The sequence below is a fragment of the Legionella gresilensis genome (assembly GCF_900639865.1).
In the GTDB taxonomy this organism is placed as follows: Bacteria; Pseudomonadota; Gammaproteobacteria; order Legionellales; family Legionellaceae; genus Legionella_C; species Legionella_C gresilensis.
Map to the genome: position 1 here is coordinate 52,562 of NZ_CAAAHX010000013.1, position 24,296 is coordinate 76,857.

Genomic DNA, 24,296 nt, shown 5'->3' on the forward strand with positions numbered 1-24,296 from the left:
AAATGCTTAATAACAGGTATATAATTTGTAATTTTTTATAGCAAGATGGCTAGTCTTATGCAGTCAATAAGTATTCGAGGCGCAAGAACACATAATTTAAAGAATGTTGACGTTAAAATACCGCGCAATCAATTAACAGTTATAACTGGTCTATCTGGGTCAGGTAAATCATCACTTGCTTTTGATACCTTATATGCAGAGGGACAGCGGCGTTATGTTGAATCGCTCTCTGCCTATGCACGTCAATTTTTATCAGTCATGGAAAAACCTGACGTAGATGCTATTGAAGGTTTATCCCCTGCAATTTCTATCGAGCAAAAGGCAACGTCTCATAATCCGCGCTCAACCGTAGGGACTATTACAGAGATTTATGATTATCTACGTTTACTCTTTGCACGGGTAGGTGAGCCTCGCTGCCCCATTCATCAACTTAGCTTACATGCTCAGACTGTAAGTCAGATGGTTGATCAGGTCTTAGCATTACCAGCAGATAGTAAAGCGATGATTTTAGCCCCTGTGGTTCGGGAGCGAAAAGGTGAGCATTTACAGTTATTACAGCAGCTACAAGCACAAGGTTATATTCGAGCGAGGATTGATGGCGAGATTTATGAATTGGACGATCCACCGAAGTTGTCTTTACGTCAGAAGCATACTATCGAAGTCGTGGTTGACCGTTTTAAAATTCGCCCGGATATTAAACAACGCCTTAGCGAATCGTTTGAGAATGCGCTTAACTTAGCCGAAGGCATAGCACTGGTTGTTTCATTAGATAACAGCTTTGCTGATCTTGTCTTCTCATCAAAATTTGCCTGCTCTGAATGTGGTTATAGTTTAAGTGAATTAGAGCCAAGACTATTCTCGTTTAATAATCCTTTAGGCGCATGCTCGACCTGTGATGGCTTAGGTGTTAATCAATTTTTTGACCCCAATCGTGTAATACATGATGAAACAGCCAGTTTAGCATCCGGCGCTGTGCGGGGTTGGGATAGAAAAACGACCTATTATTATTCTTTATTAGAGTCCTTAGCGCAGCATTATCGCTTTGATCTTGATACAGCTTTTTGTGATTTACCAGAAAAAATACAAAATGTTGTTCTGCATGGTAGCGGTAAAGAAGAAATTGAATTTCGCTACCAGCGACCTCGTGGTGGTTATTTCCTTAGAAGACATGCCTTTGAAGGTATTATTCCTAACATGCAACGCCGCTATCATGAGTCAGAGTCATTAGCAACGCGAGAAGAATTAGCTAAGTATCTTTCCTCGCGACCTTGTCCAGTTTGTTTTGGCACTCGTTTGCGTGAAGAAGCGAGACACGTTTTTATTGATGATAAAAATTTACCCGAGCTTTGTGCGTACTCGATTGATAAAGCTTATGAATTTTTTAAGAACCTTCATTTAACCGGTTACCGTGGTGAAATTGCTGATAAAATCAATAAAGAAATTGTTGAGCGACTTGGGTTTTTAGTTAACGTAGGCCTTGATTATCTCTCCCTTTCTCGCAGTGCTGAAACGCTTTCTGGTGGTGAAGCGCAGCGTATTCGTCTAGCTAGTCAAATTGGCTCAGGACTTGTAGGGGTAATGTATATCTTAGACGAGCCTTCCATTGGGTTACATCAGCGAGACAATGATAGGCTACTAAAAACATTAATGCATTTACGTAATCTAGGTAATACAATCATCGTTGTTGAGCATGATGAAGATGCAATTCGTGCTGCAGATTATGTGCTTGATGTAGGTCCAGGTGCCGGAGTGCATGGTGGTGAAATTGTTGCTTCTGGAAATCCAACAGAAATTATGAAAAATCCAGCCTCTCTAACTGGAAAATATTTATCTGGCGTTGAAAGTATTACAATTCCTGAGCAGCGAAGAGTAATAGATGAATCTCGTATGCTGCACCTATCAGGTGTTAATTGCAATAATTTAAATAATATTAAAGTAAGTATTCCACTTGGTTTAGTAACCTGTATTACAGGTGTTTCTGGTTCCGGTAAATCAAGCTTAATTAACGATACTTTATATCCTATTGCAGCGAATAAACTGAATCGAGCTAATTTATTATGTAATGGGACTTTGGAAAGTATTCAAGGCTTAGAATTATGTGACAAGGTAATTGATATCGATCAAAGTCCTATTGGTCGCACCCCACGTTCTAACCCTGCCACTTACACAGGTGTATTTACGCCTATTCGTGAGTTATTTTCCAATACACCAGAAGCACGGGCGCGTGGTTATCAGCCTGGCCGTTTTAGTTTTAATGTTAAGGGTGGACGCTGCGAAGCCTGTCAAGGTGATGGATTAATTAAAGTTGAAATGCATTTTCTGCCCGATATTTATGTGGCTTGTGATGTCTGTAAAGGAAAACGATATAATCGTGAAACACTAGAAATTGAATATAAGGGTAAAAATATTCATGAAGTGTTAGAAATGACTGTTGAAGAGGCACGAGAATTTTTTGACGCAATTCCAGTCATAGCAAGAAAATGCCAAACGCTAATTGATGTAGGTTTGTCTTATATTCACATCGGTCAGAGTGCGACGACGTTATCAGGTGGTGAAGCGCAACGAATTAAGTTGGCTCGTGAATTATCTAAGCGAGATACAGGCAAGACGCTTTATATCCTTGATGAACCGACTACAGGTTTACATTTTCATGACACAAAGCAGCTATTAGCTGTTTTATTTCGACTGCGAGAGCATGGAAATACGATTATTATCATTGAACATAACTTAGACGTTATTAAAACGGCAGATTGGATTATTGATTTAGGACCCGAAGGTGGTAGCAAAGGTGGGCAGATTATTGCAACGGGAACACCAGAAGCGGTCGCTGAGTGTAAAGGTTCTTACACTGGCCAATTTTTAAAACCGCTATTAGCTAAATAATTTGTTGCTTTTAATTTTTTCTATCATTTCCGTTTGAAGTACAACAGCAAAGGTAGGTTGGGCTACGCTATGGTTAGCCCAACAAAGCATAAACTAACCTTAAGATTCTATAGTGTATTATTAGTATAAAACCCCTATCTTAAAGTAAGATTGTTTGTTCTTTTCTGTCCAATAGAGGCTTAGTAAGCATAAGGATACGCTTATGAATTTGAAAACTTATCATGAAAAAAGAGATTTTCATAAAACGCCAGAGCCTAAGGGCAAAGTCCAGCATACTCATAAAAATCTTTTTATTATTCAAAAGCATGCGGCTAGCCACCTGCACTACGATTTTCGCTTAGAGTTAGATGGCGTACTTAAAAGCTGGGCTGTACCTAAAGGACCTTGTCTTGATCCTACCGTAAAAAGATTAGCAATGCAGGTTGAAGATCATCCAGTTGAATATGGTTCTTTTGAAGGGATTATTCCGGAAGGCGAATATGGTGGTGGAACCGTCATGCTCTGGGATAAAGGTAAATGGCGCTCTTTAGATGATGATCCGGTAGCAGCTTATGAAAAAGGACATTTGCGCTTTGAACTAAATGCTGAAAAATTAAAGGGGCGCTGGGATTTAATTAAATCTTATAAAGATAAAAAAGTTTGGTTTTTAATAAAATATAAAGATAAAGAAGCAAAACCATTAGCTGAATATAATATTACTGAAGAAAAACCAAATAGTGTTTTAACAGGTCAGAACTTAGAAGAAATTACTGAAAATTATACGCATAGCTGGGATAAACAGGGTCTAAAGAAAGCCCCAAAAATTAAAAAGTCAGACATTGCTAAACAATTAGCTTCTGCATTATCAGAAAATAAAGCTAAATCAATTTTTCCAGATACAATTTCACCTGAGCTTGCGACTTTAGTTGATGAAATACCAGAAGGCTCTGATTGGCTTCATGAAATTAAATTGGACGGCTATCGGATTATAGCCTTTAAAGATGGTAGTACAATTCGACTGATGTCGCGTAATAATAAGGATTGGACAAGTAATTTTCCTAATATTGTTGCTGAGCTTAAGAAATTACCTGTAAAACGAGCAATCTTTGATGGCGAAATTGTAGTACTTGATGAACAACATAAATCTAATTTTCAATTATTACAAAATTCAGTTAAAGCCAATAAAAAAATACCCTTTATTTACTATATCTTTGATTTAATCTATGCTGAAAAATCTGATTTAAGAGAGCAGCCTCTTTTAAAAAGAAAAACGATGTTAGCTAAAGTCCTTGAATCGAGTAATAAAGAAGTTCTGCGTTTTAGTGAACATATTATTGATCAAGGTGAAGAAGTATTAAAGCAATCCTGCGCGCTAGCTTTAGAAGGCATCGTTTCAAAAAAAGTTAACTCAACTTATTTAGAAAAGCGGACAGAAGATTGGGTAAAAGTTAAATGTATTAAACGGCAAGAGTTTGTTATTGGCGGTTATACTTTACCTAAAGGAGCTCGCCATTATTTTGGTTCATTACTGGTAGGATTTTACGACAAACAAGGCCAATTACATTACTGTGGTAACGTAGGCACAGGCTTTACCCAAGCATCATTAAAGTCCGTTTTTAAAGAATTAGAAAAAAATCGCACAACAAAAAATCCTTTTAACTCGCGTCCTCCTGATGCTTCTAAAGCACTATGGGTAAACCCTATTTTAGTTGCAGAAGTTGAATTCACGGAGTGGACTAATGATGAACGCTTGCGCCATCCTAGTTTTCAAGGTTTGCGTTACGATAAAGATGCTCGTTTCGTAAGCAAAGAAGTTGAAACACCTATTAAAAAGGTTAGGCAAGCAACTATAAGTGCGGAAAAGAGATCAAAGAAAAAGCAGACTTCGGCTGGTTTAACTCACGCTGATAAAGTTATTTACTCAGAAGATAAAATTACTAAAGGGGAACTATATAGTTATTATGATGAAATAAGTGAATATATTTTGCCTTACATAAAAAATCGCTTATTAACTTTGGTAAGATGCCCTGAGAAGTATTCAAAATGTTTTTATCAAAAACATCTTTATGCTAATAACTCTCCATCACTTTACTCTTTAGCAGTGCAAGGCAAAACCGAGGTTGAGCAATATCTTTACTTAAAAGATAAAAAAGGATTATTAAACTTAATTCAAATGGGCGTTTTAGAAATTCATCCTTGGGGAAGTCAAATAAAGAGCCTTGAATACCCCGATACTATAACCATTGATCTTGATCCTGCTCCAGATGTACTCTGGCAAGAAGTGGTACAAGCTGCTTTTGAAATAAAAAAATATTTAGAGCAAATTCAATTAACCTGCTTTGTTAAAACAACAGGTGGTAAAGGTCTACATGTTGTTGTGCCAATTTTGCCTGAATATGATTGGGAAGATGTAAAACAATTTACTGAGATTTTTGTGCAATTTTTAGAAAAGTTAAAACCAGAAGCCTATGTTAGTAAAATGTCTAAAACCAAGCGTAAAGGAAAAATATTTATTGATTATTTACGTAATCAGCGTAGTGCCACAGCTATTAGTGCTTATTCAACCCGAGCTCGCTTACATGCGCCAGTTGCAACACCGCTTGATTGGGATGAATTAACAGATAACTTTAATGATACCTTTTATACAATACGTACTTTGCCTAAGCGCTTGCAAGAATTAAAAACTGACCCGTGGCAAGAGGTTAGGAAGATTAAACAATCATTAAACTTAGATGTTTTAAGAAGCTAATTGCCTCATCACTAAAAGTTTGGAAAGAGGTCTAATAAAAAAATTAAAAGCCATTTAAGCTCTCGCCTACGTTCCGCGACTTGTTCGCAAAATCCAGGTTCGAGCTAGGTTACTGGAGCCTGCGGCTAAGTGGCGGCAGCTAAGCATTAAGACTACTAGGGCCAGGGCTTATTACAGGCGCTAGCGATGATGATCCATCGGGAATAGCGACTTATTCCCAGGCAGGTGCCAAATTTGGTTTTGCAACGCTTAGGACTGCTCTAATCACTTTTCCTTTAATGGTAGCAATTCAAGAAATGTGTGCACGTATTGGTTTTGTTACTGGCGAAGGGTTAGTGAGTAATATTCGAAAACATTATTCATTAACCATTTTATATATTGTCTTGTTCTTTTGCATTCCTGGAATTATTTTAAATATTGGGGCAGATATTGCTGGCATGGGCGCAGTGACGCATTTACTCTTTCCGCAAGTTCCAGCCTATATTTTCTCTATTCTATTTACTCTTATTTTAACAGTAGCGATTGTTTTTTTGCCCTATCGAAAAATTGCTGCCGTCTTAAAATATTTATGTTTAACGCTTCTACTTTATTTAATTATCCCGTTCTTAGTTAAACCTAATTTGCTTCATGTACTTAAATCCACCTTTATTCCTAAAATCCATTTCAATAAGGAATTTATTAGTATTTTAGTTGCTATTTTAGGTACAACAATCTCGCCTTATTTATTCTTCTGGCAAGCAACTATGGTTGCTGAGGATAAAAAACATCTTAAAAAAATTGTTGTTAATATACGCATGATTAATGAAGTTAAGTTTGATATCCACATCGGCATGTTATTTTCAAACTTGATTATGTACTTTATCATATTAACTACCGGGGCAACGTTGTTTAATGCTGGTATTCATCATATAGATACCGTAGAACAAGCTGCTAAAGCATTAGAACCGCTTGCTGGAAGATTTGCGTATCTGTTATTTGCTTTAGGTGTTATTGGCACTGGGTTTTTGGCAATTCCTGTGTTAACAGGTTGTCTTTCTTATTCGCTTTCTGCAACGTTTAATTGACAAGGTAGCTTAGATAAAAAATATCATCAAGCTAAAGCTTTTTATGGTGCTATTTTCATTTCATTACTGTTAGGGTTAAGTATTAATTTTATAGATATATCTGCAATTGATGCCTTAATTTATACAGCTATGTTTTATGGAATTACTGCACCTATCTTAATTGTTCTTCATATGGCTAATAATAAGAAGATAATGGGTCAGTTTGTAAATAAGTGGCTTTCAAATCTATTAGGTTTCATTACTTTTGTCTTAATGTTGCTAGCAAGCATTACTTTAGTATATTTTCAATTTCTTTAGTCTACGCTTATTAAGAGCACTATAAATTCTAATTAATAGGATTTAAATAATGGAAAATAGATTAAGGATAAGGGATTGTTTAATAGTTGGCGCTGGCCCTGCCGGATTAACAGCTGCTATTTATCTAGCCCGTTTTTGTCGAAACATTGCTATTTTTGATTTTAACTATAGCAGGGCTTCCTTAATCCCTACCTCTCATAATTATCCGGGCTTCGTCAAAGGTATTTCTGGCAAGGATCTATTAGAACGCTTAAAACAGCAATTACAAGTTTATAACGTTTCAGTAATAAGAGAGAAAATCGAGTCCATAAAACAAGCAGAAGGTGGCTTTATAGCAAAGAGCGTCAATCATGAAATTTTTAGTAGCTATGTCATACTTGCAACGGGGGTTAAGGATATAGAGCCGCAATTACCTTTTATTAACAATGCAATACAGCAGGGATTAATTAGACATTGCCCTATATGTGACGCCTATGAAGTGATTAACCAGAAAGTTGCTGTCATTGGCGAGGGAAAAGCAGGATTAGGAGAGGCTCGCTTTCTGCGCCACTATACACCTTATATTACTTTACTTACTTTAGGCCGAGTGCCGAAATGGAGTAGAAAGGAAATTAAAGCTCTTAAAGAGGCTAATTTAATTATCAATCCATTGCCGCTAGTTAAAATTGAACTTACTCTAAATACAGGCGCAACACTTTATTTTGCGGATGGGAAGAAAGAGCATTATGACTGTCTTTACTCAGCTCTTGGTTGTATTAAGCATACAGAGCTAGCTAGTATGCTAAATGCAAAAGAAAAAAAAGGTACTTTAGTAGTTAATCGTAATTATGAAACCTCCGTTAAAGGACTATTTGCTATAGGTGACTTGGTTTCTGATTTATATCAGATTTGTGTTGCCGAAAGTCAAGCAGCAATAGCTGCCACAGCAATTCATAGAAGATTAGCTAAACTTGATTAATTACTCTTTCATTTAGATGAGCGCTAAATGAAAATTTTAGTGAAATACTTAATATAGTTTAAGGATTAAATAATTCTTAGCTTTTTAAGTTAGGATCAGATTTTATGAAAACTATAAAAGAAGTTGTTGATTTTCTCAAAGAAAAAGATCTTACTCTGATAACTGCAGAATCATGTACGGCAGGCCAAATCCTTGCTTTATTAGGGAAAATTGAAGGATGTGGTAGCTGCCTTGAAGCTGGCTTTGTTGTTTATTCTTCGCAAGCAAAAAAGAGGCTTTTAGGGGTTAAACAAACAACTATTAAGAAATATACATTAACCAGCGAAGCAGTCGCACTTGAAATGGCTAAAGGGGCCCTAAAAGATAGTAGAGCTAATATTGTTATTGCAACTACTGGTATTACAGGCGATGAACCTATGGATGGTATTGCGCCGGGTACTGTTTGTTTCGCTTGGGGTGTCAAAACCAAAGATGGTCTAAAATTTGTCAGTACAACGAAACGCTTTCGAGGAACTCGTGCTGCTGTACAGGTTAAGGCAGCTAAATATGCATTATTAAGCCTTTCTGCTTATTACCATAAGCTAAGCTAATTCTTTAATATTTTTAGAGATGAGAATCTAAAGATGCGCAAGCAGGTTAGAGACATGGATTCGGTAAAGTGGTAGCAACTGTCTTGATCTAAAAACTCAGGACAGTTGCTACCTCTTTGCTAGGCGGAAAGACATTAAATATTGTAAACCTTTCACATAAATTTTTTGATTTACTACAGACATGATGGCTTTATTTGTTATACTGCGCTCAAATAATAACCACATGAAGTACTTTATGTCTAAGAAAAAAATACATACTAATAGTCCTGAGAAACAATTTAAAAAGTTAACTCAACAATATCTTAATTTAATGGATAATCTTACGCGTTGTAAAAGTGAACGCAGTATGAAGGCACTGTTAAAACAACACACTAAAGTAGTTAAGAGAATTGGACAGGATCAACTAAATCAAGAAAATTTAATTAAAGTACAGAGCTTAGACTTTATTCTTCAGAAATTAAAAGAGAGTAAAGCAAAAGAATTTGGTATTTCTATTGAGCAGGAAACACTAGCACCTAGTATAGTTACAGAAGAAAAGCCTACTTTAGCATCATCAGAGCTAACTAAAACAGAGGTTTTAAATGTAGAGCCTGATGCTATCATACAAAATGAGCCAGACATAGCAGCTAATTATTATGAAAATGATGAAAATATAGAAAAAAATGCTGCATCACTACTTCAAATTGCTAACATCAAAAATTTAGCGCTTAATATAGGCTTTAATCAGTCTAAGACTATAGAGCAAAATACGGCAAAACCAGAAAAAGCAAATTATGAAGAAATGCTTGCTTGGCTAAACTCTCAGGGAACAATAGGTGAAAGACTAGGCCAAGTATTAGCTCGTTTACATAATGGGGCACGACATCGTTGGAATCCTTATTGGAAAAATAGTAGCGACAAATTAGAGAAAATATTAGATGCACTTAATAATTTAAGTCCGGCTGAGTCTTTAGCTGATGAACTAGATAATAAAAACACGGAACTTTATCAAGCAATTAATATACCTCGTCTTAGGTCTCGTTTTAGCTTATTTAATGGTGCTTGTGGTGTTAAGCCCAGTAAATCTTTACAAAAAATTGAAGCGTTAGATAATGATTTGCAACCCTCTCAGCAGTGCGGTATATAAGAGGTTAATTAGTCAATGTTTAGTTATTTTTTACCTTCAACTAGCTTAATAAATTTATAACAGTATATTTTATTATTTAATTATGTTGATTTTTAGCTTGTTAGAGCCATAATTAGTAATAATTAAACCATTAGGAAGCACGGATGACTAAGTTTTTAATAGTTGTGTTAATCATCTTAGCCCTATTGTTTTTTTGGGCTATTGGGATATTTAACAGTCTAATTGGCTTAATTGAGGCGATTAACAATAATAAACGCCAAATTGATATTCAATTAGATCGCCGTTTTAAAGTATTTCAATCGTTGATTGAAACAGTGAAAAAGTATATGGATTACGAACAGACAACGCTAAAAGATGTTGTTGCATTACGTAATCAAGCACAAGCTGCAAGAGCAGCTGGTGATGAAAAATCAAGGATTGCGGCTGAAAATGGAATTTCGCAAATTGCATCGGGTTTAAATGTGGTTTTCGAACAATATCCAGATTTAAAAGCGAATCAAAATGTTATTCAGTTGCAAGAAGAAATCGTTAATACTGAAAATAAACTTGCTTATGCAAAGCAAGCTTATAACGACAGTGTTGAACGTTATTATGCCAAGAAAAAATCATTTGTTGAGTCAATGATAGTAAATTTCTTTCCTGACAAGCTAGATAAGGAATTTGAGTATTGGTCATTGCCTGAAGAACAAATTAAGGCTAATGAAAATTATACTGTTAAATTTTGATTAAGTAGCAGCCATGTCACTTCATGATTATGAAGCAAGCGTCGGTAACTGGCGGGCGCAATTACAGCGTAATGAACGTAAAACCCGCTTTGTTATTGCTACATTTATTTTAATCTATTTAGTTGTTGGATTACTTGCCGATTGTGCAATTAATCTTTCAGCTTATCCTAATGCGATGTTATCGCAAATTCTTATGGCTCTGGTGACTTTTCAAATTGTTCCTTGGGCCACTATTACTATGGTTATCGTTGCCGCGCTATCTTTGTTAATTACCTATTCTATGTATGACCGTATTATGTTATTAGGTACGGAATATCGAGAAATCACGCCAGAAAATATCCAAAATTTGCAGGAAAAGCAGCTGTATAATGTAGTAGAAGAAATGAAAGTAGCGGCTGGTCTCCAATACATGCCTAAGGTATATCTTATTGAAGCAAATTATATGAATGCCTTTGCTAGTGGGTACAGCGAAAAATCTGCCATGGTTGCTATTACTCGTGGTTTAATTGAAAAACTTGATCGGGCTGAGTTACAAGCGGTTATGGCTCATGAGCTTAGTCATATACGCCATCATGATATTAAATTAACCTTAACAGTTACCGTGCTAAGCAATATTATGCTTATTGTCATTGATATGCTGTTTTATTCATTAATTTATCGTCCTAATAATGATAACCGTCGCCAAGGCAATAATGCGGGTAATGCTTTAGTGTTGGTTGTTATCTTGTTAAGATATGTATTACCCTTGATAACGGTCTTATTAACGCTCTTTTTAAGTCGTACACGGGAATATATGGCCGACTCAGGTTCCGTTGAGCTTATGCGTGATAATGAGCCCATGGCACGCGCATTATTAAAAATAAGTGAAGATCATGCAAGTCATGCGGATGAATACACCCATGAATATGGTCAAACACGGCATGAACAACTAAGGCAAGCATCTTATTTATTTGATCCATCAAGTATTGATCCTATCAAATCCTTAGCTAATGCTTTTTCTTCTCATCCTCAAATCGAACAGCGTCTGGCTGCAATAGGTTTTAGGCGTAGAAAGAGTGAATAAAAATGTTCATTAGACCTCTTTCAAACTAACATTGATAGTTTAGATAAAAAATTTTCTTAAATTTTGGTTGCAACGTAATTACCTGATTATATATTATCTACTTCTCATTAGTGGCAATTAGCCTGCTTAAATTAAATGAATTTAAATACAAGGATGCATTGTGATTTTCAAAAGGTTTTTGATAGTTATAGCTAATATCTGTTTAGCCACAACAGTTTTTGCAGAAGATTTTGGTGATTTTACTGTCGACTGGACCAAGGTAATAACTTTAAGTGGTGGACCTGCTTGGACAAGCCCAGGCCGTAGTCAAACATATTATATTCCACCCGGCATTTCACCATTTACCCGGTATGTTCAATATCTGGCTCGTGAAACAACTGAGACTATAAGCACAGGAGAGCTATTTTTTGCACTACAAAGGCCTGTAACACCTTGGTTGACACAACGCTTAGGTATTGCTTTTGCTGGAGCTACAGAAGCTGATTTATATGGTACTTTGGTAATAAATAATATACCGCGCGCAGCTTATAAATATAAAATAAGCCATGGCCATGCTGCAATAAGAGGTTTGTTAGCTGCTTGCCCAACTTTTTGGGCGCAACCTTATATTAGTGCTAGTGTTGGCTACAGCTTTAACTCTTCTGATGCATTTAAAACCAATCCACCACTTAATATTTATAACGTTAATGACGGTAGCCTCACTCTTTTAAAATTTAATTCAACAACAAAAGGTTCTTTTGTCTATACAGTTGGCTTGGGCTTTAAAGCCAATATTACGAAAAATTGGGAAGTTGGCCTTGGCTATGAATTAGCTGATTGGGGCCGAAGCCAGCTTGAGAAACCTACTTATTTAACATGGGCTTTTCCACCACCTAAATTATCTAATGTTTATACACATCAACTTCAGTTTAGCTTAAGTTACTTATACTGTTTGTAAAATTAGTTAAGCAAATTGTTTACAATAAGATAACAGTAAGTGAATAATAAAGAATATGCAGTTAAATTCACTTGAAAAGAGTCATAATATTTATATTAGTCCTTATTAATTTAATAAGGGCTAACAATAATATCTAACGTATTTATAATTAAAGGTGAAGAATGCGTGGGATTTGCTGTAGATACTACAGCCGTAAATTCAAGATGCCTTTCAATTTCTGGCACGATAAAAGCTTGATGAACTCGCCAGCAACTGGCTTCACCACATTCTTCTGGTGCAACTATTTCAGCAGATAAAATAGGCTCCGGTTGAAAAGTGATAGGTGGACGTCCACGCAAATTATTTTCTACATTATTGCCTAAATACTGATTTAAAAAAATATCCATAGTACGCCACGCCCTATGCTTATAAAATCTACGTACATTCGCGGCTTCAGAAATTTTTTCATGATGGCCGGCTATAAGAGTATGCATTAAAGTTTGTTCGGTCCATTCGCTAACTTGAGCAGGCGTATATGCAAATAATCTTATTGGTATAATAACAACTATTAGAAGTATTAAATTTTTTAAGCACAGTTTTGCCATAATTAAGGTCCATCTTAATGTTAATAGCAATTACAGCATCACCTACTAAGCTTTATACTGTGTTGCAAGTTCGCTCGTCTCAGTCATTTACTCTATGTACAATCCTTCGCCTCACTTCACTTGTGTCTTGTCTTAAACTCAGTGGGTGGCTATAGTACTATAGTACGAAGTAATTATTATTTATTGTTGGTCATAAACATGAATAAATCAATTAACACTTAATTTAATTTTAATAAATTCTGAGTCTAGTCTTAATTAAGCAACTGAAGGATGCGCTAAACCTGGTTTATTTTTGCCAATCTTTGCTGTTGGATACCGCGAACAAGTAGCAGTAGGTAGGCTGGGAGCGTACGCGGGAATAAGGTGCGATATATAGGCGGAATTTGAAAAATTAAATGTTAGTTTGAAGTAATAACGATGGATTAATCTATTAATCTCGCAAGCCAACTCCCTTCTTTAGTAGAAATAAATTAAGAAAAGTTAAAGCAATAATCATCGAAAAAATAATACTCATTGAAAGATGAATATCTACTTCATCATAGCCAATCATTGCATGCCGTAATGCATTAACTTTATACAAAATAGGATTGAAATGGGAAAGTTTTTCCCATATGGGAGATAACATCTTTGTTGAGTAAAATATGCCACCAAGATAGGTTAGTGGTGTTAAGACGAAGGTAGGAATAATCATAACATCATCAAAATTGCGAGCAATCATTGCATTAGTAAACCCGGCTAGGGAAAAAAGTGCTGATACAAGTAAGATAACGAGTATTGTTAGTGGTATGTTATTAATTCGCATCGTTACAAAAAAGCTTGCTACTAGAATTACTAATAAGGCAACAAGGAAGCCACGAATAATACCACCTAATATATAACCGAGTAAAAGCAAACTATCGTGGACTGGGCTTACAAGAATTTCTTCAATACTTTTTTGAAAACGCAAACTAAATAAAGAAGTTGAAACATTGCTATACGCATTAGTAATAATGGACATCATCACTAAGCCTGGTGCAATAAAAGTGATATAATCTATGCCTTCAATAGGACCAATACGCTTACCAATTAAACTACCAAATATTAAAAAATAAAGTGCGGTAGTAATAACAGGCGGTAAAAATACTTGGCTTGATATACGAAACATTCTAACGATTTCACGTCTAACAATGGTATATAAGCCAATGAATTGCTGTTTAATGGTCATTATTAATTAAATCCAGGAAAAGCTCTTCTAAACGGTTAGTCTTATTTCTTAAACTATGAATTTTTATCCCTTGCTTGCTTAATTGCTCAAAGACATCGTTTAAGCTCACACTATTATCAATGCGTAGCTCAAAAGTGTGGGTATCAATTAATTCAGGCTCGAAAGGGGGAAGAGGTGGTAACACTTCGATCGGCGCTTGGGTTGTAAATACTAATGTTTGATGATGTAAACTAGTTAGTAATTTTTTCATAGACGTATTTTTAACAATCTCGCCTCTATCAATAATGGCAATACTTTTGCAAAGTTGTTCAGCCTCTTCTAAGTAGTGAGTCGTTAAGATAATTGTTGTTCCTTCGCCATTTGTTTTAATAAAAAAGTCCCACATGCTGCGTCTAATTTCTATATCCACACCGGCTGTTGGCTCATCGAGAATTAAAACTTTGGGTTTATGAATAAGTGCTCGCGCTATCATAAGACGGCGCTTCATCCCACCCGACAAGTGACGCGCAATTGTTTGTCGTTTCTCCCATAGACCTAGCTGCTTAAGTAATTCATTAACACGCGGTTTTGCTTCAGTACGGGTAATACCATAGAATCCTGCTTCATTAATTAGAATTTGTTCACATGTTTCAAAAATATTTAAGTTAAATTCCTGCGGAACTAAACCTAAACAAGATTTGGCTTGTGCTGGGTTTTTATCTAGATCATAGCCGCAGATATTAACTTTCCCAGATGTTTTAGTAAGAAGGGTGGTAATTACACCAATAGTTGTTGATTTACCAGCGCCATTAGCACCTAAGAGAGCAAAAAAATCACCTGACTTTACTGCTAAATTAATTCCTTTTAATGCCTCAACACCACTTTTATAAACCTTACGCAATTCTTTAATTTCAAGATCATACATAAATTCTCATTATCACTAATTTTTACAATCGTAATTATAAACAGGTCTTAAAAATATCATAATTTAAGCATTTAATAATACTTCAAATGTATTATATAAACATTACTTACTTTGCTGCTAAAAATTAAATTCATTAGAAGAATCACTTTCATCTTCAGATTCTTCTTTAGTCGCTTCTCGAATAGCGGCAATTCTTGCTAATACTTTTGGATCAGCAAGTAATCCTAGATCGCTTGAATATTTTTTTTTTCTTGGCGCGGTGATGTATGTTGCTGATTTTTTTTATTCTCTTCCCGTTTCTTAATCGCGTTCGCAAGATCTGCTTGAAATGTTAACCTAGGAGCAGGCTTTGAAGGTTTTTTAAGCTCTAATGTGTCTTTGGTCGTAGTTAGTTTAGTATGATCTTTTTGTTTAGCTTTAGATGTTTCAGGTGGCTCAGGCGGAGGAGGTATTAAGCTTTCAATCATTTTTACTGAGCTGCTGTTAAGTTCTAAAGTATCATTATTGGGTAGATTAGATGGGTGAACTAAAGAATATTGCTCTTCTCTTTTCATCTCTTGAGGAGAAGGAATATCGGGAGTTGGAGAAGTAGGTTCAACGAGTGAATTTAAACTTGCGAGGTCACCTTTTATTTTTTCAATGATAGGTATCGCTGATGATAATTTTTCCCATTGTTTTTTGGAAGATTCTAACTTAGAAACCTGCTCTCTTAAGTGATTATTTTGATCTTTTAATAAATTCTTCTCTTTTTGCAAATCTTGTATTTGATCTAAGAGCATTGTTTTTTCACTTTGATGCGCGTTTTGCAAATTGCCAAAAGCACGTTGTAATTCACTTAATGCGTTAATAGAATAACGAGCCTCAGGATTGACTTTAATTAGCATACCTTGCTCTGTAAGATAATTATTATAATTAAACGATTTATAGTACTTATCTATTAAGGAGCTAACTAAACTCGCAAAGATTGGATCGGTGGTTGAAAAACGAGTCGCTGTAATGGATAGAACTGAGAGTAAGCTCATATCATCAAATGAACTATCATCTTTATTGCTGTGTTCAATACTAGTGAAGATACTTTCTATATTAATTTTAAGGTTATCAAAATGGCTATCCTTTCCATAAGAAAGAAGGCCGCCTTTACCTTTTTGCTGGTAGTCGGTATTCAATTCGCTAAACAATTTAATGAAGGTTGGTGAAAGTGGCATTCCTAGCTCCTAAGAAACTCCCTTATTGCATTTAATACTAACCTTGAGCGGGCGTCAATTATACATTATGGAAATTACTAATATATTTTGCAATTTAAATAGCTATATCACTAGCTCTTCTTTAGTTTTTAGCCAGCCTGTAATGCTCAGTCTATCCGTAGTTGTTGTAAGTACTTCATGAGGTAGGTGACTTAAAAAGCAGATCAAACGATTCCAAGTGGGAGAAACTGAAGTCATTAATTTATTTTGTTCGTTATAAAGAAGTAATTGACCACCACAATTAGCTTGCCAATGAGGATTAAGGTAATAAACAAAGGAGACTTTCCTGCTTTTTTTATTTTTGAATTGATCAATGTGCTTGCGATAAAAAGCCCCTGCTTGGTAAAAAGCAAAATGAACTTCAAATTCTTCTAATCCTAAATAAAGAGTTTTATTTAAAGTTATTTTAATCTGAGTGATCATCTGCCAAAAGTGCTGAACATCAGGTGAATTTGATTCTAGCCAGTAGATTTTATCTGTCCGAATTGCATCATTAAGACTTGTATTGGTTAGGTTACCTATTTTAGCTGCTTGAAATTCCTTTTGCCTCATTATTTCTAAGGCTGCATCTTTTAATGAATGAGCCTTTTCTTCATCCAAAAAGTGGTCGCATATATGAAATCCCTGATCGCAGAGTTCATTTACTAAAAGGCTAAGATCAATCATTATAATTGAGGACTAATAAAAGTTCACATTTTAAGCAATCATAATTACTTTACAAGTATTAACTAATAAAAGATTTATCGTCGACCAGGAATACAAGGCGCTTCTACAAACTCACCATTGATTTTTAAGACCATGTTTATACTACGACGATGGTATCGGGAAAGAATATCAAAATTAGCAGGTGTAACATACCCATAACTACTACCACAATAAACCAGTGATGTTGCGCCTCTAGTTGGTTTAGCATAAATGGGAATATCACACTCCCAACGAAAACGTGTTAAGTCGCAATTAGCGAAAACTAACTGTAAAGGAAGAAAAATGAGTAGAAGAAAAATTTTTATTTTATGCATAGTATCCTCTTGCTAATACGAAGTGTCGGCTTAATTTAGAAAATCTTTAACATATTTTCCCTTATCCTCATGACTGAATTAAAACGTATAAATTTTTAAGATAATTCTGTTCTTATTAAGTAATACTTGCTTTAATTAAAGAAATAACAGACAGGATGTTTGGGTTAATCCCCTATGCTTAAAGCAAGGATTAAAGGAGGAATAGCTTGTCTACAGAGCACTTCTTAAATGCGCTTCGCCAAAGTGATTATGTAGGTACATTGGATTGGCCTGGTTTTTTGCGTAACAAATACAGCCCCAATAGGACGCTAGATGGTGATGGCCTATTAAACTTAGCTATTTATGAACTTATTAACTCGCCATTTGCTCAAAGTGATCTAAAACATATAGAAATTTTATATGCTTTTCTAAACTCTTTTATTTTACCTGCTGAAAAAGCTTATGCAGGTACAGTTATAATTGGTGCAGCAATCCAATACTATGTTTATGCAGAAAAAGGCTTACTGGATTTTTTTAAGGGTAGTTTAGATGATTTAAGAATGTTTTTTAAGGATACACACTCAGCGGATGCAGAAATCATTGAAGCTTGGATGAGTCGCGAGAACCCCCTTTTTAATATCGAAGCAAATAATGTTTATTTAGCTGATAAAACATTATTTTTCGAGCAAAAGCTACTAGAACACGCTAAGTTAATGAAGGAGGTAGAGCAAGGTATTTTACTTATTGATTACTATCAAGGAATTTGCTTAAAGTATATTCAGCTGTTATCCAATCTTCCTGAAGAAGAAAAAACGGTAAAAGTCGGTATGCGTATAGGTATTGCGCAATCGATGTATGATTATCTTTGTCAGCAGCTGATTTTTAAGCCAGTCATAAAGAAAGAAATTTCGCTTTATTTAGCTAAGATTCGAGCTGAACAGGAACCAAGTTTAATATTGAAGCGAGAAGAGGCTTATCTTAAGAAAATAGATGATAAAAATGCTTTTAGTCGCTTATATGATAACTCTAAATACTTCTTGGGTTTTTTTACAAAAAATGTTATCACAACGATATTTGATTTTAATATGGATAAAAAAAGTAAACAGCAGCCTAATAGCAACTCAACGCTTTAACCATTAATCTATGAGATTAATTAAATTAAAATTAGGGCATTCATGTTTTAATAATCCTAGCTTATAAGTAATCGCTTTAAGGCTGCCCATATATCCACCATGGGTTGTTTTACCTACAACACGATGGCAGGGAATAAACAGGGCTAAAGGATTGGTTTTACACGCTTGACCTATTGCGCGTGGGCTTGTTTGCAAAATTTTAGCTAATTCACCATAAGTGATTGTTCGACCTACAGGAATAACTAACAGTGCACCCCATACGCGTTGTTGATAAGTTGTTCCTTGTGGTTTTAAAGGTAATTGAAAGCGGTGCTGGCAATTATGAAAATAAGCGTTAAGCTCAGTTTCAATTAATGAAGACAATTTATTAACCGCTGAACTTATAGTAGGTTCATTAGTAAAAGTAGCTTGATAGATATAATGCTCATCAAACTCCAATTGAAGCCAGCCTACAGGGGTTTCAAAAGAAGTAGTAATGAGCATATAAATTAACTATCTTTTTTAGTAGCTAATTTTTCTTTAATACGAGCTGCACGACCAGCTAAGTCACGTAAATAATATAATTTAGCACGACGTACGTCACCCCGGCGTTTAACAATAATGCTATCCACGACAGGACTATAAGTTTGGAAAACTCGTTCAACACCAACGTTATGAGAAATTTTTCTGACAGTAAAAGCAGAATTTAAACCACGATTACGTTTAGCTATGACAACCCCTTCAAATGCTTGTAAACGCTCACGTGAACCTTCTTTCACTCTTACCTGAACTAAAACGGTATCACCTGGACTAAAATCCGGAATATTTTTACCTTGCATTTGCTCAGTATTTAGTTGGTCAATAATATTAGTCATGAAGTAACTCCTCAAAATGGCTCTTCTAACAGGAATCGCCGTGTTCGCTTTTAAACTCGACAAGCAGCTGCTTGTCGAGTTTACTTAATTCAATCGAATCTAATAATTCTGGCCGCTTTAGCCAAGTTTTTCCTAGCGCTTGTTTTCTGCGCCAACGTTCAATTTCATAATGATTTCCACTAAGTAAGACTGCAGGAACATTCATTCCATCTACCGTAGCAGGTCTTGTATAATGAGGATAATCAAGTAACCCATTCATAAATGAATCTTGCACAGCTGATTCCGGATGACCAAGGCTTCCCGGAAGGAGACGCAAGATAGCATCAATAAATACCATGGCAGCTAATTCGCCACCGCTTAAAACAAAGTCACCAATTGACCATTCTTCATCAACATGATGTTGAATGATTCGTTCGTCTATTCCTTCATACCGTCCTGCAATAAAGAGAAGCGGCGTTTTATATTGAGCAATATCGTTCAACTCAGATTGACAGATTTTTTTACCCTGCGGACTTAAATAAATTGTTTTACATGCCGCAGGCATCTTTGCCTTTGCATGCAAGATAGCCGCATTTAAAGGCTCATACATCATCACCATGCCAGGACCACCACCATAAGGTTTATCATCTATTTGACGATAAGGTCTAGAAGACCAGTCACGAGGATTAAAGCACTCAATCTTCGCTAATCCTTGTGTTATTGTTCTTCCTGGTATTCCATAGTCTAATCCTGCAAATATCTCAGGCATTAAAGTAATGATGCCTAAATGCAATGTGTCAACCATGTTATTTACACTTTTATACTCAATATTTAGTTAATTACTTAATGTTAACCTTATAAAGCGTTAGCAAATAAGGTGTATTTTATCATGATTTAGGTAGTAATTTTATCCAAAATCATATTAATTAAGCTAATTAGTGGATTTTAAATCCTAAAAATCAATATCCCAATCGGTTATAATACGCTGCTCTTTGAGATTAATATCTACTATAAACCGGCCAAGTAGGTAAGGAATTAAATACTGCTTATTTTCATTTCCTTGTACTACTAAGACATCATTAGAGCCTGTAGGTAATATGCCCACAACCTTGCCAAAATTATTACCTTGCTGATTAACAACCTCTAGCCCTAAAAGTTCATGCCAGTAAAATTCGCCTGACTCAAGTTTTGGTAGCTGCTCTTTATGAACTCTAATATCACAATTAGTTAAGTTCATCGCTAATTCACGCTCACTAAATCCCTCTACTTTAACAAGAACGTATTTAGTGGTAACTTCGGCGTCTAATAGCTTTATAGGCTGCCATACTTTATTAATGTAAGCATGCCACCCTTGATAATTAAGAATATTAGTGAGGGGCTCAGTATAAGAATTAACTGAAATAAAGCCCTTAATTCCATGAACCCTACCGAAGCGTCCTACAATAACCCAGTCATCAGCCACTTTATTCAGTTGTGCCAGTCTTTTTATATTCTTTAATTAAAGCACGTACTCGATCAGATAATTGCGCACCTTGGCTTTGCCAATGGGTCACTTTTTCCATATCTAAATGTAAGCGAGCTTCCTGACCACGTGCTACAGGGTTAAAATACCCAACGCGCTCAATGTAGCTTCCATCCCTACGTTTACGGCTATCTGTAACAACCATGTGATAAAAAGGGCGCTTTTTGGCACCTGCTCTTGATAAACGTATAACGACCATTATATTCCTCTTTAAGAGTGTTACGGTAAAAATGCCGTGTATTGTACGAAAATTAACTCAGTAAGGGAAGTCCTCTAGATAATTATTTAAATTCATCCGGTAGCATCCCTTTTAAGCCTGGGAACCCCTTTATTCCACGCATCATTTGTTTAATGCCGCCAGGCTTAGTAAACTTTTTCATCATTTTTTGCATTTGTTCATATTGCTTTAAGAGCCGATTAACGTCTTGAATTTGGGTACCTGAACCTAGGGCAATTCTTTTTTTCCTTGAACCTACAATAATTTTTGGTATGCGGCGTTCTTTAGGTGTCATAGAATTAATAATCGCAATTGTCTGCTTCATTGCCTTATCATTTACTTGGCTAATTGCTTGTTGCGGGAGCTGCCCAATACCTGGTAATTTACTCATCATACCAGCTATACCGCCCATATTATTCATTTGTAAGAGCTGCTCTCTAAAATCTTCTAAGTCAAATCCTTTTCCTTTTTTGATTTTTTTAGCTAATTTTTCGCTTGTCTTTTTATCAGCTTTCCGCTCAACTTCTTCAATTAAAGTTAAAATATCACCCATGCCAAGAATACGAGAGGCAATACGGTCAGGATGAAAAGGTTCCAAAGCATCTATTTTCTCACCGCTACCTAAGAATTTAATAGGTTGGCCGGTAATTGATTTGACAGATAAGGCAGCGCCGCCACGTGCATCACCATCTGTTTTTGTCAGAATGACGCCTGTTAGCGATAGGGCCTCATGAAATGCTTTGGCTGTAGTTGCTGCATCTTGTCCAGTCATGCTATCAACGACAAACAAGGTTTCAATCGGTGTAACTGCTTGATGAATAGATTTAATTTCATTCATCATATCAGCATCAATATGTAGTCGGCCTGCTGTATCTACAATAAGCACATCCATATATTGCTTTCTGGCGCTATCTAAAGCCTGTTTAGCAATATCTACCGGGTTTTCATGGGTAGCGGCAGGATGAAAAGGTACATCAAGTTGATTTGCTAACAATTGTAATTGCTCAATGGCTGCTGGACGATAAACGTCTAGACTTACTAGCATCACTTTTTTATCGGCTTGCTCTTTTAAATATTTGGCTAATTTAGCGGCACTAGTCGTTTTACCGGAACCTTGTAAGCCGGCCATAAGAAATACAGCTGGTGGTTGGGTTTTAAAATTAAGATCAACGCGTTCATCGCCTAAGAAATGGATTAGCTCATCATTAACTATTTTAACCAGCGCTTGCTCAGGCTTTAAATTTAGATCAACTTCTTGGCCAAGTACTTTCTCTTTTACTTGTTCAATAAATTGTTTTACAACCGGTAAAGCAACGTCAGCTTCAAGTAATGATAAACGTATTTCACGTAACGCTTGTTGAGTATTTTCATCAGTAAAACGACTTTGGCCACTAAGTGATTTAAAAGTACGCGTCAGTCGCTCGGTTAAATTTTCAAACATGATGTTATCCAGGCGAAAAAGAATAATTGTAGCACGCTAGAATGTGTCTGCAACGATTGCGTGTAAACAATAGTTACATACTTACTTCAAATATTTTTATAGAATGTGATATATAAGATAATTAATAGTAAAAAATTAGATAATAATCTGGCTTAGACTAAGGTCTCCAGCTAATATGCAATTATTAAATTTAATCTAAAGGAAGTTAGTGGATCTCTCCTTAATTATATTATTTTTGATTTTAATTATTTTAATTGGTGTTTCTGCTTTTTTTTCAGGCTCTGAAATAGGGATGATGTCTTTAAATCGTTATCGCCTGCGTCACCTAGCTAAAAGCAAGAACAAGCAAGCAATCCGCGTAAGTAAGTTATTATCACGTCCTGAAAAATTACTTGGTGTTATTTTAATTGGTAGCACCTTAGCGAACATTGTTGCTTCCATGGTAGCAACCCTTATTGGACAACAGTTATATGGCAATGTAGGTGTTGCCATTGCTACTATCTTACTAACGTTAATTATTTTAGTCATTTCAGAGATGCTCCCTAAAACACTTGCTGCTTTATACCCCCAACAGGTCGCATTTGCTGCATCTTTTTTACTAGTAAACTTGCAAAAACTGATGTCACCTTTAGTGCATGTTGTCAGTTGGATTACAAATAGTATGTTAAAGTTATTTGGTTTTTCTCTAGATCAGGCACAACGTGAGGCTTTAACGGCGGATGAATTACGCTCTGTTGTTAATGAAGCCGAAGGTTTATTGCCGCTAGAGCATAAAAGTATGCTGATTGGTTTGCTTGATTTAGAAAAAGCGACTGTAGAAGATATTATGATTCCCAAAGCAGATATTGTAGGTATTGATTTAAATAAATCTTGGCATGAAATACTTGATCAGCTTGAAACAGCGCAACATACTCGTTTACCCCTTTATAAAGAAAGTATTGATCAGCTCATTGGAATTGTTCATGTACGAAGTATTCTTAATTTAAGTTTGGAAGAGCGCTTAGATAAAGAGACATTAGTGAAAATTGCTGATGTACCATATTTTATTCCCGAAGAGACGCCTCTAAGTACCCAGATACTTAATTTTCAAAAGGTAAAAAAACGCAGTTCTTTTGTCGTTGATGAATATGGCGACTTACAAGGATTAGTTACCTTAGAAGACATACTTGAAGAAGTAGTAGGTGAATTTACAACCGATATCGCCACCCTTGGTAAAGACATTATTGACCAAGATGATGGCACAGTTATCGTTGATGCAAGTATTACACTTAGACAATTAAAGCGTTTACTAGGTTGGCAACTACCTGCGCTTGGCCCACGCACATTAAGTGGACTTATTATCGAATATTTAGGTTATATTCCACCGGCTGATTGCTGTTTGCAAATAGAAACCTATCAAATAGAGATTTTAAAAGTTAGTGATAACATGATTAAAACGGTCCGAATGAGAAAGATTAATTCAAAAAGAAAGTAAGGACTATATTTAACTGTTTGGGCGTATCATCTGTTAATTTACTTTCTTACGAAATAGTTATTTTATATTTGACAAAGACTGGTTTCTAGAAGAGTTACCGGAACAAGTTGATTATAGTTGGTTGTTAGGATTAATGAAGGTTTGGGTAGAGACTGAGTCTCTACTCTTTAAACTGTGTATAGTTTTGTTAACCGTATCACACTTAGGAACTTCAAAAGGAATAGCGCTTTTATTTTTTTATTGTTAATTTTGATTTATTATGTTTACTATGGTTTTGATAAAGATAATTTTAATTAAAATTTAACTGGACAGTGCAAAAAAGGTTACGATATTTAATGAGCATGAATCGTAATTTTTTAATTAGAAAACTA

23 protein-coding genes are annotated in these 24,296 nt (G+C 35.5%); 11 read left to right on the forward strand and 12 right to left on the reverse strand.

All coding sequences use genetic code 11. The annotated features are described in order from the left end of the window. Positions 1 to 57 precede the first annotated feature (57 nt). The 9 genes from uvrA to E1P04_RS14325 all read left to right on the forward strand — a co-directional run bounded on the left by uvrA (position 58) and on the right by E1P04_RS14325 (position 12,371). Positions 58 to 2,883: an excinuclease ABC subunit UvrA gene (uvrA, locus tag E1P04_RS14285; protein WP_131783578.1), complete on the forward strand. Its 2,826-nt coding sequence runs from the start codon at positions 58 to 60 to the stop codon at positions 2,881 to 2,883. Positions 2,884 to 3,085: 202 nt separating this feature from the next. Next, positions 3,086 to 5,611, forward strand: a complete 2,526-nt coding sequence (gene ligD / locus E1P04_RS14290) for a DNA ligase D (RefSeq protein WP_131783579.1) — start codon at positions 3,086 to 3,088, stop codon at positions 5,609 to 5,611. Positions 5,612 to 5,814: 203 nt separating this feature from the next. Next, positions 5,815 to 6,675, forward strand: coding sequence for an NRAMP family divalent metal transporter (locus E1P04_RS14295; protein WP_282433128.1), 861 nt, complete (start codon positions 5,815 to 5,817; stop codon positions 6,673 to 6,675). 346 nt (positions 6,676 to 7,021) lie between these two features. Continuing rightward, positions 7,022 to 7,930: an NAD(P)/FAD-dependent oxidoreductase gene (locus E1P04_RS14300; protein WP_131783580.1), complete on the forward strand. Its 909-nt coding sequence runs from the start codon at positions 7,022 to 7,024 to the stop codon at positions 7,928 to 7,930. 104 nt (positions 7,931 to 8,034) lie between these two features. Continuing rightward, positions 8,035 to 8,520 carry a CinA family protein gene (locus tag E1P04_RS14305; protein ID WP_131783581.1) on the forward strand — a complete coding sequence of 162 codons (486 nt, stop codon included), beginning with the start codon at positions 8,035 to 8,037 and terminating at the stop codon, positions 8,518 to 8,520. Positions 8,521 to 8,755: 235 nt separating this feature from the next. Further along, a complete protein-coding gene (locus E1P04_RS14310; protein WP_131783582.1) occupies positions 8,756 to 9,646 on the forward strand; it encodes a hypothetical protein in 891 nt (296 codons plus the stop codon). A gap of 143 nt (positions 9,647 to 9,789) precedes the next feature. Beyond that, positions 9,790 to 10,371: a LemA family protein gene (locus E1P04_RS14315; RefSeq protein WP_131783583.1), complete on the forward strand. Its 582-nt coding sequence runs from the start codon at positions 9,790 to 9,792 to the stop codon at positions 10,369 to 10,371. A gap of 13 nt (positions 10,372 to 10,384) precedes the next feature. Further along, positions 10,385 to 11,434, forward strand: coding sequence for a zinc metalloprotease HtpX (gene htpX, locus E1P04_RS14320; RefSeq protein WP_131783584.1), 1,050 nt, complete (start codon positions 10,385 to 10,387; stop codon positions 11,432 to 11,434). A gap of 160 nt (positions 11,435 to 11,594) precedes the next feature. Then, entirely contained in the window at positions 11,595 to 12,371 is a 777-nt protein-coding gene (locus E1P04_RS14325) for an outer membrane protein (protein WP_165482797.1), read from the forward strand. Between the two features lie 110 nt (positions 12,372 to 12,481). Here E1P04_RS14325 and E1P04_RS14330 read toward each other — a convergent pair whose 3' ends face one another. The 6 genes from E1P04_RS14330 to E1P04_RS14355 form a co-directional block, all read right to left on the reverse strand. Then, positions 12,482 to 12,955 carry a hypothetical protein gene (locus E1P04_RS14330; RefSeq protein WP_131783586.1) on the reverse strand — a complete coding sequence of 158 codons (474 nt, stop codon included), beginning with the start codon at positions 12,953 to 12,955 and terminating at the stop codon, positions 12,482 to 12,484. Positions 12,956 to 13,385: 430 nt separating this feature from the next. Then, positions 13,386 to 14,159, reverse strand: a complete 774-nt coding sequence (locus E1P04_RS14335) for an ABC transporter permease (RefSeq protein ID WP_131783587.1) — start codon at positions 14,157 to 14,159, stop codon at positions 13,386 to 13,388. After that, on the reverse strand, positions 14,149 to 15,063 hold the full coding sequence (locus tag E1P04_RS14340; RefSeq protein ID WP_131783588.1) for an ABC transporter ATP-binding protein: 915 nt from the start codon (positions 15,061 to 15,063) through the stop codon (positions 14,149 to 14,151). The genes E1P04_RS14335 and E1P04_RS14340 overlap by 11 nt, the downstream gene beginning before the upstream one ends. A 224-nt stretch (positions 15,064 to 15,287) precedes the next feature. Continuing rightward, positions 15,288 to 16,268 (reverse strand): hypothetical protein, encoded by a 981-nt coding sequence (locus E1P04_RS14345; RefSeq protein WP_131783589.1) that lies wholly within the window; start codon positions 16,266 to 16,268, stop codon positions 15,288 to 15,290. A gap of 102 nt (positions 16,269 to 16,370) precedes the next feature. After that, positions 16,371 to 16,907 carry a 2OG-Fe(II) oxygenase gene (locus tag E1P04_RS14350; protein ID WP_242604474.1) on the reverse strand — a complete coding sequence of 179 codons (537 nt, stop codon included), beginning with the start codon at positions 16,905 to 16,907 and terminating at the stop codon, positions 16,371 to 16,373. Positions 16,908 to 17,047: 140 nt separating this feature from the next. Beyond that, positions 17,048 to 17,326, reverse strand: a complete 279-nt coding sequence (locus E1P04_RS14355; protein ID WP_131783591.1) for a hypothetical protein — start codon at positions 17,324 to 17,326, stop codon at positions 17,048 to 17,050. Positions 17,327 to 17,532: 206 nt separating this feature from the next. Here E1P04_RS14355 and E1P04_RS14360 point away from each other — a divergent pair, with 206 nt between their 5' ends. Then, the gene (locus E1P04_RS14360) at positions 17,533 to 18,438 is read left to right on the forward strand and encodes a hypothetical protein (RefSeq protein ID WP_131783592.1); all 906 of its coding nucleotides are present in this window, start codon (positions 17,533 to 17,535) and stop codon (positions 18,436 to 18,438) included. A 3-nt stretch (positions 18,439 to 18,441) separates the two neighbouring features. Here the strand turns inward: E1P04_RS14360 and E1P04_RS14365 are convergent, their stop codons facing one another. The 6 genes from E1P04_RS14365 to ffh all read right to left on the reverse strand — a co-directional run bounded on the left by E1P04_RS14365 (position 18,442) and on the right by ffh (position 22,451). Then, a complete protein-coding gene (locus tag E1P04_RS14365) occupies positions 18,442 to 18,921 on the reverse strand; it encodes a methylated-DNA--[protein]-cysteine S-methyltransferase (RefSeq protein WP_131783593.1) in 480 nt (159 codons plus the stop codon). Between the two features lie 5 nt (positions 18,922 to 18,926). Continuing rightward, positions 18,927 to 19,292 (reverse strand): 50S ribosomal protein L19, encoded by a 366-nt coding sequence (gene rplS, locus E1P04_RS14370; protein ID WP_131783594.1) that lies wholly within the window; start codon positions 19,290 to 19,292, stop codon positions 18,927 to 18,929. A 25-nt stretch (positions 19,293 to 19,317) separates the two neighbouring features. After that, positions 19,318 to 20,076 carry a tRNA (guanosine(37)-N1)-methyltransferase TrmD gene (trmD, locus tag E1P04_RS14375; RefSeq protein ID WP_131783595.1) on the reverse strand — a complete coding sequence of 253 codons (759 nt, stop codon included), beginning with the start codon at positions 20,074 to 20,076 and terminating at the stop codon, positions 19,318 to 19,320. A 147-nt stretch (positions 20,077 to 20,223) separates the two neighbouring features. Further along, positions 20,224 to 20,742 (reverse strand): ribosome maturation factor RimM, encoded by a 519-nt coding sequence (rimM, locus tag E1P04_RS14380; RefSeq protein ID WP_131783596.1) that lies wholly within the window; start codon positions 20,740 to 20,742, stop codon positions 20,224 to 20,226. Further along, the gene (gene rpsP, locus E1P04_RS14385; RefSeq protein WP_131783597.1) at positions 20,735 to 20,992 is read right to left on the reverse strand and encodes a 30S ribosomal protein S16; all 258 of its coding nucleotides are present in this window, start codon (positions 20,990 to 20,992) and stop codon (positions 20,735 to 20,737) included. The genes rimM and rpsP overlap by 8 nt, the downstream gene beginning before the upstream one ends. A gap of 82 nt (positions 20,993 to 21,074) precedes the next feature. Further along, the gene (ffh, locus tag E1P04_RS14390; RefSeq protein WP_131783598.1) at positions 21,075 to 22,451 is read right to left on the reverse strand and encodes a signal recognition particle protein; all 1,377 of its coding nucleotides are present in this window, start codon (positions 22,449 to 22,451) and stop codon (positions 21,075 to 21,077) included. A gap of 208 nt (positions 22,452 to 22,659) precedes the next feature. Here ffh and E1P04_RS14395 point away from each other — a divergent pair, with 208 nt between their 5' ends. Then, a complete protein-coding gene (locus tag E1P04_RS14395; protein WP_131783599.1) occupies positions 22,660 to 23,925 on the forward strand; it encodes an HlyC/CorC family transporter in 1,266 nt (421 codons plus the stop codon). The last annotated feature ends 371 nt before the right edge of the window (positions 23,926 to 24,296 follow it).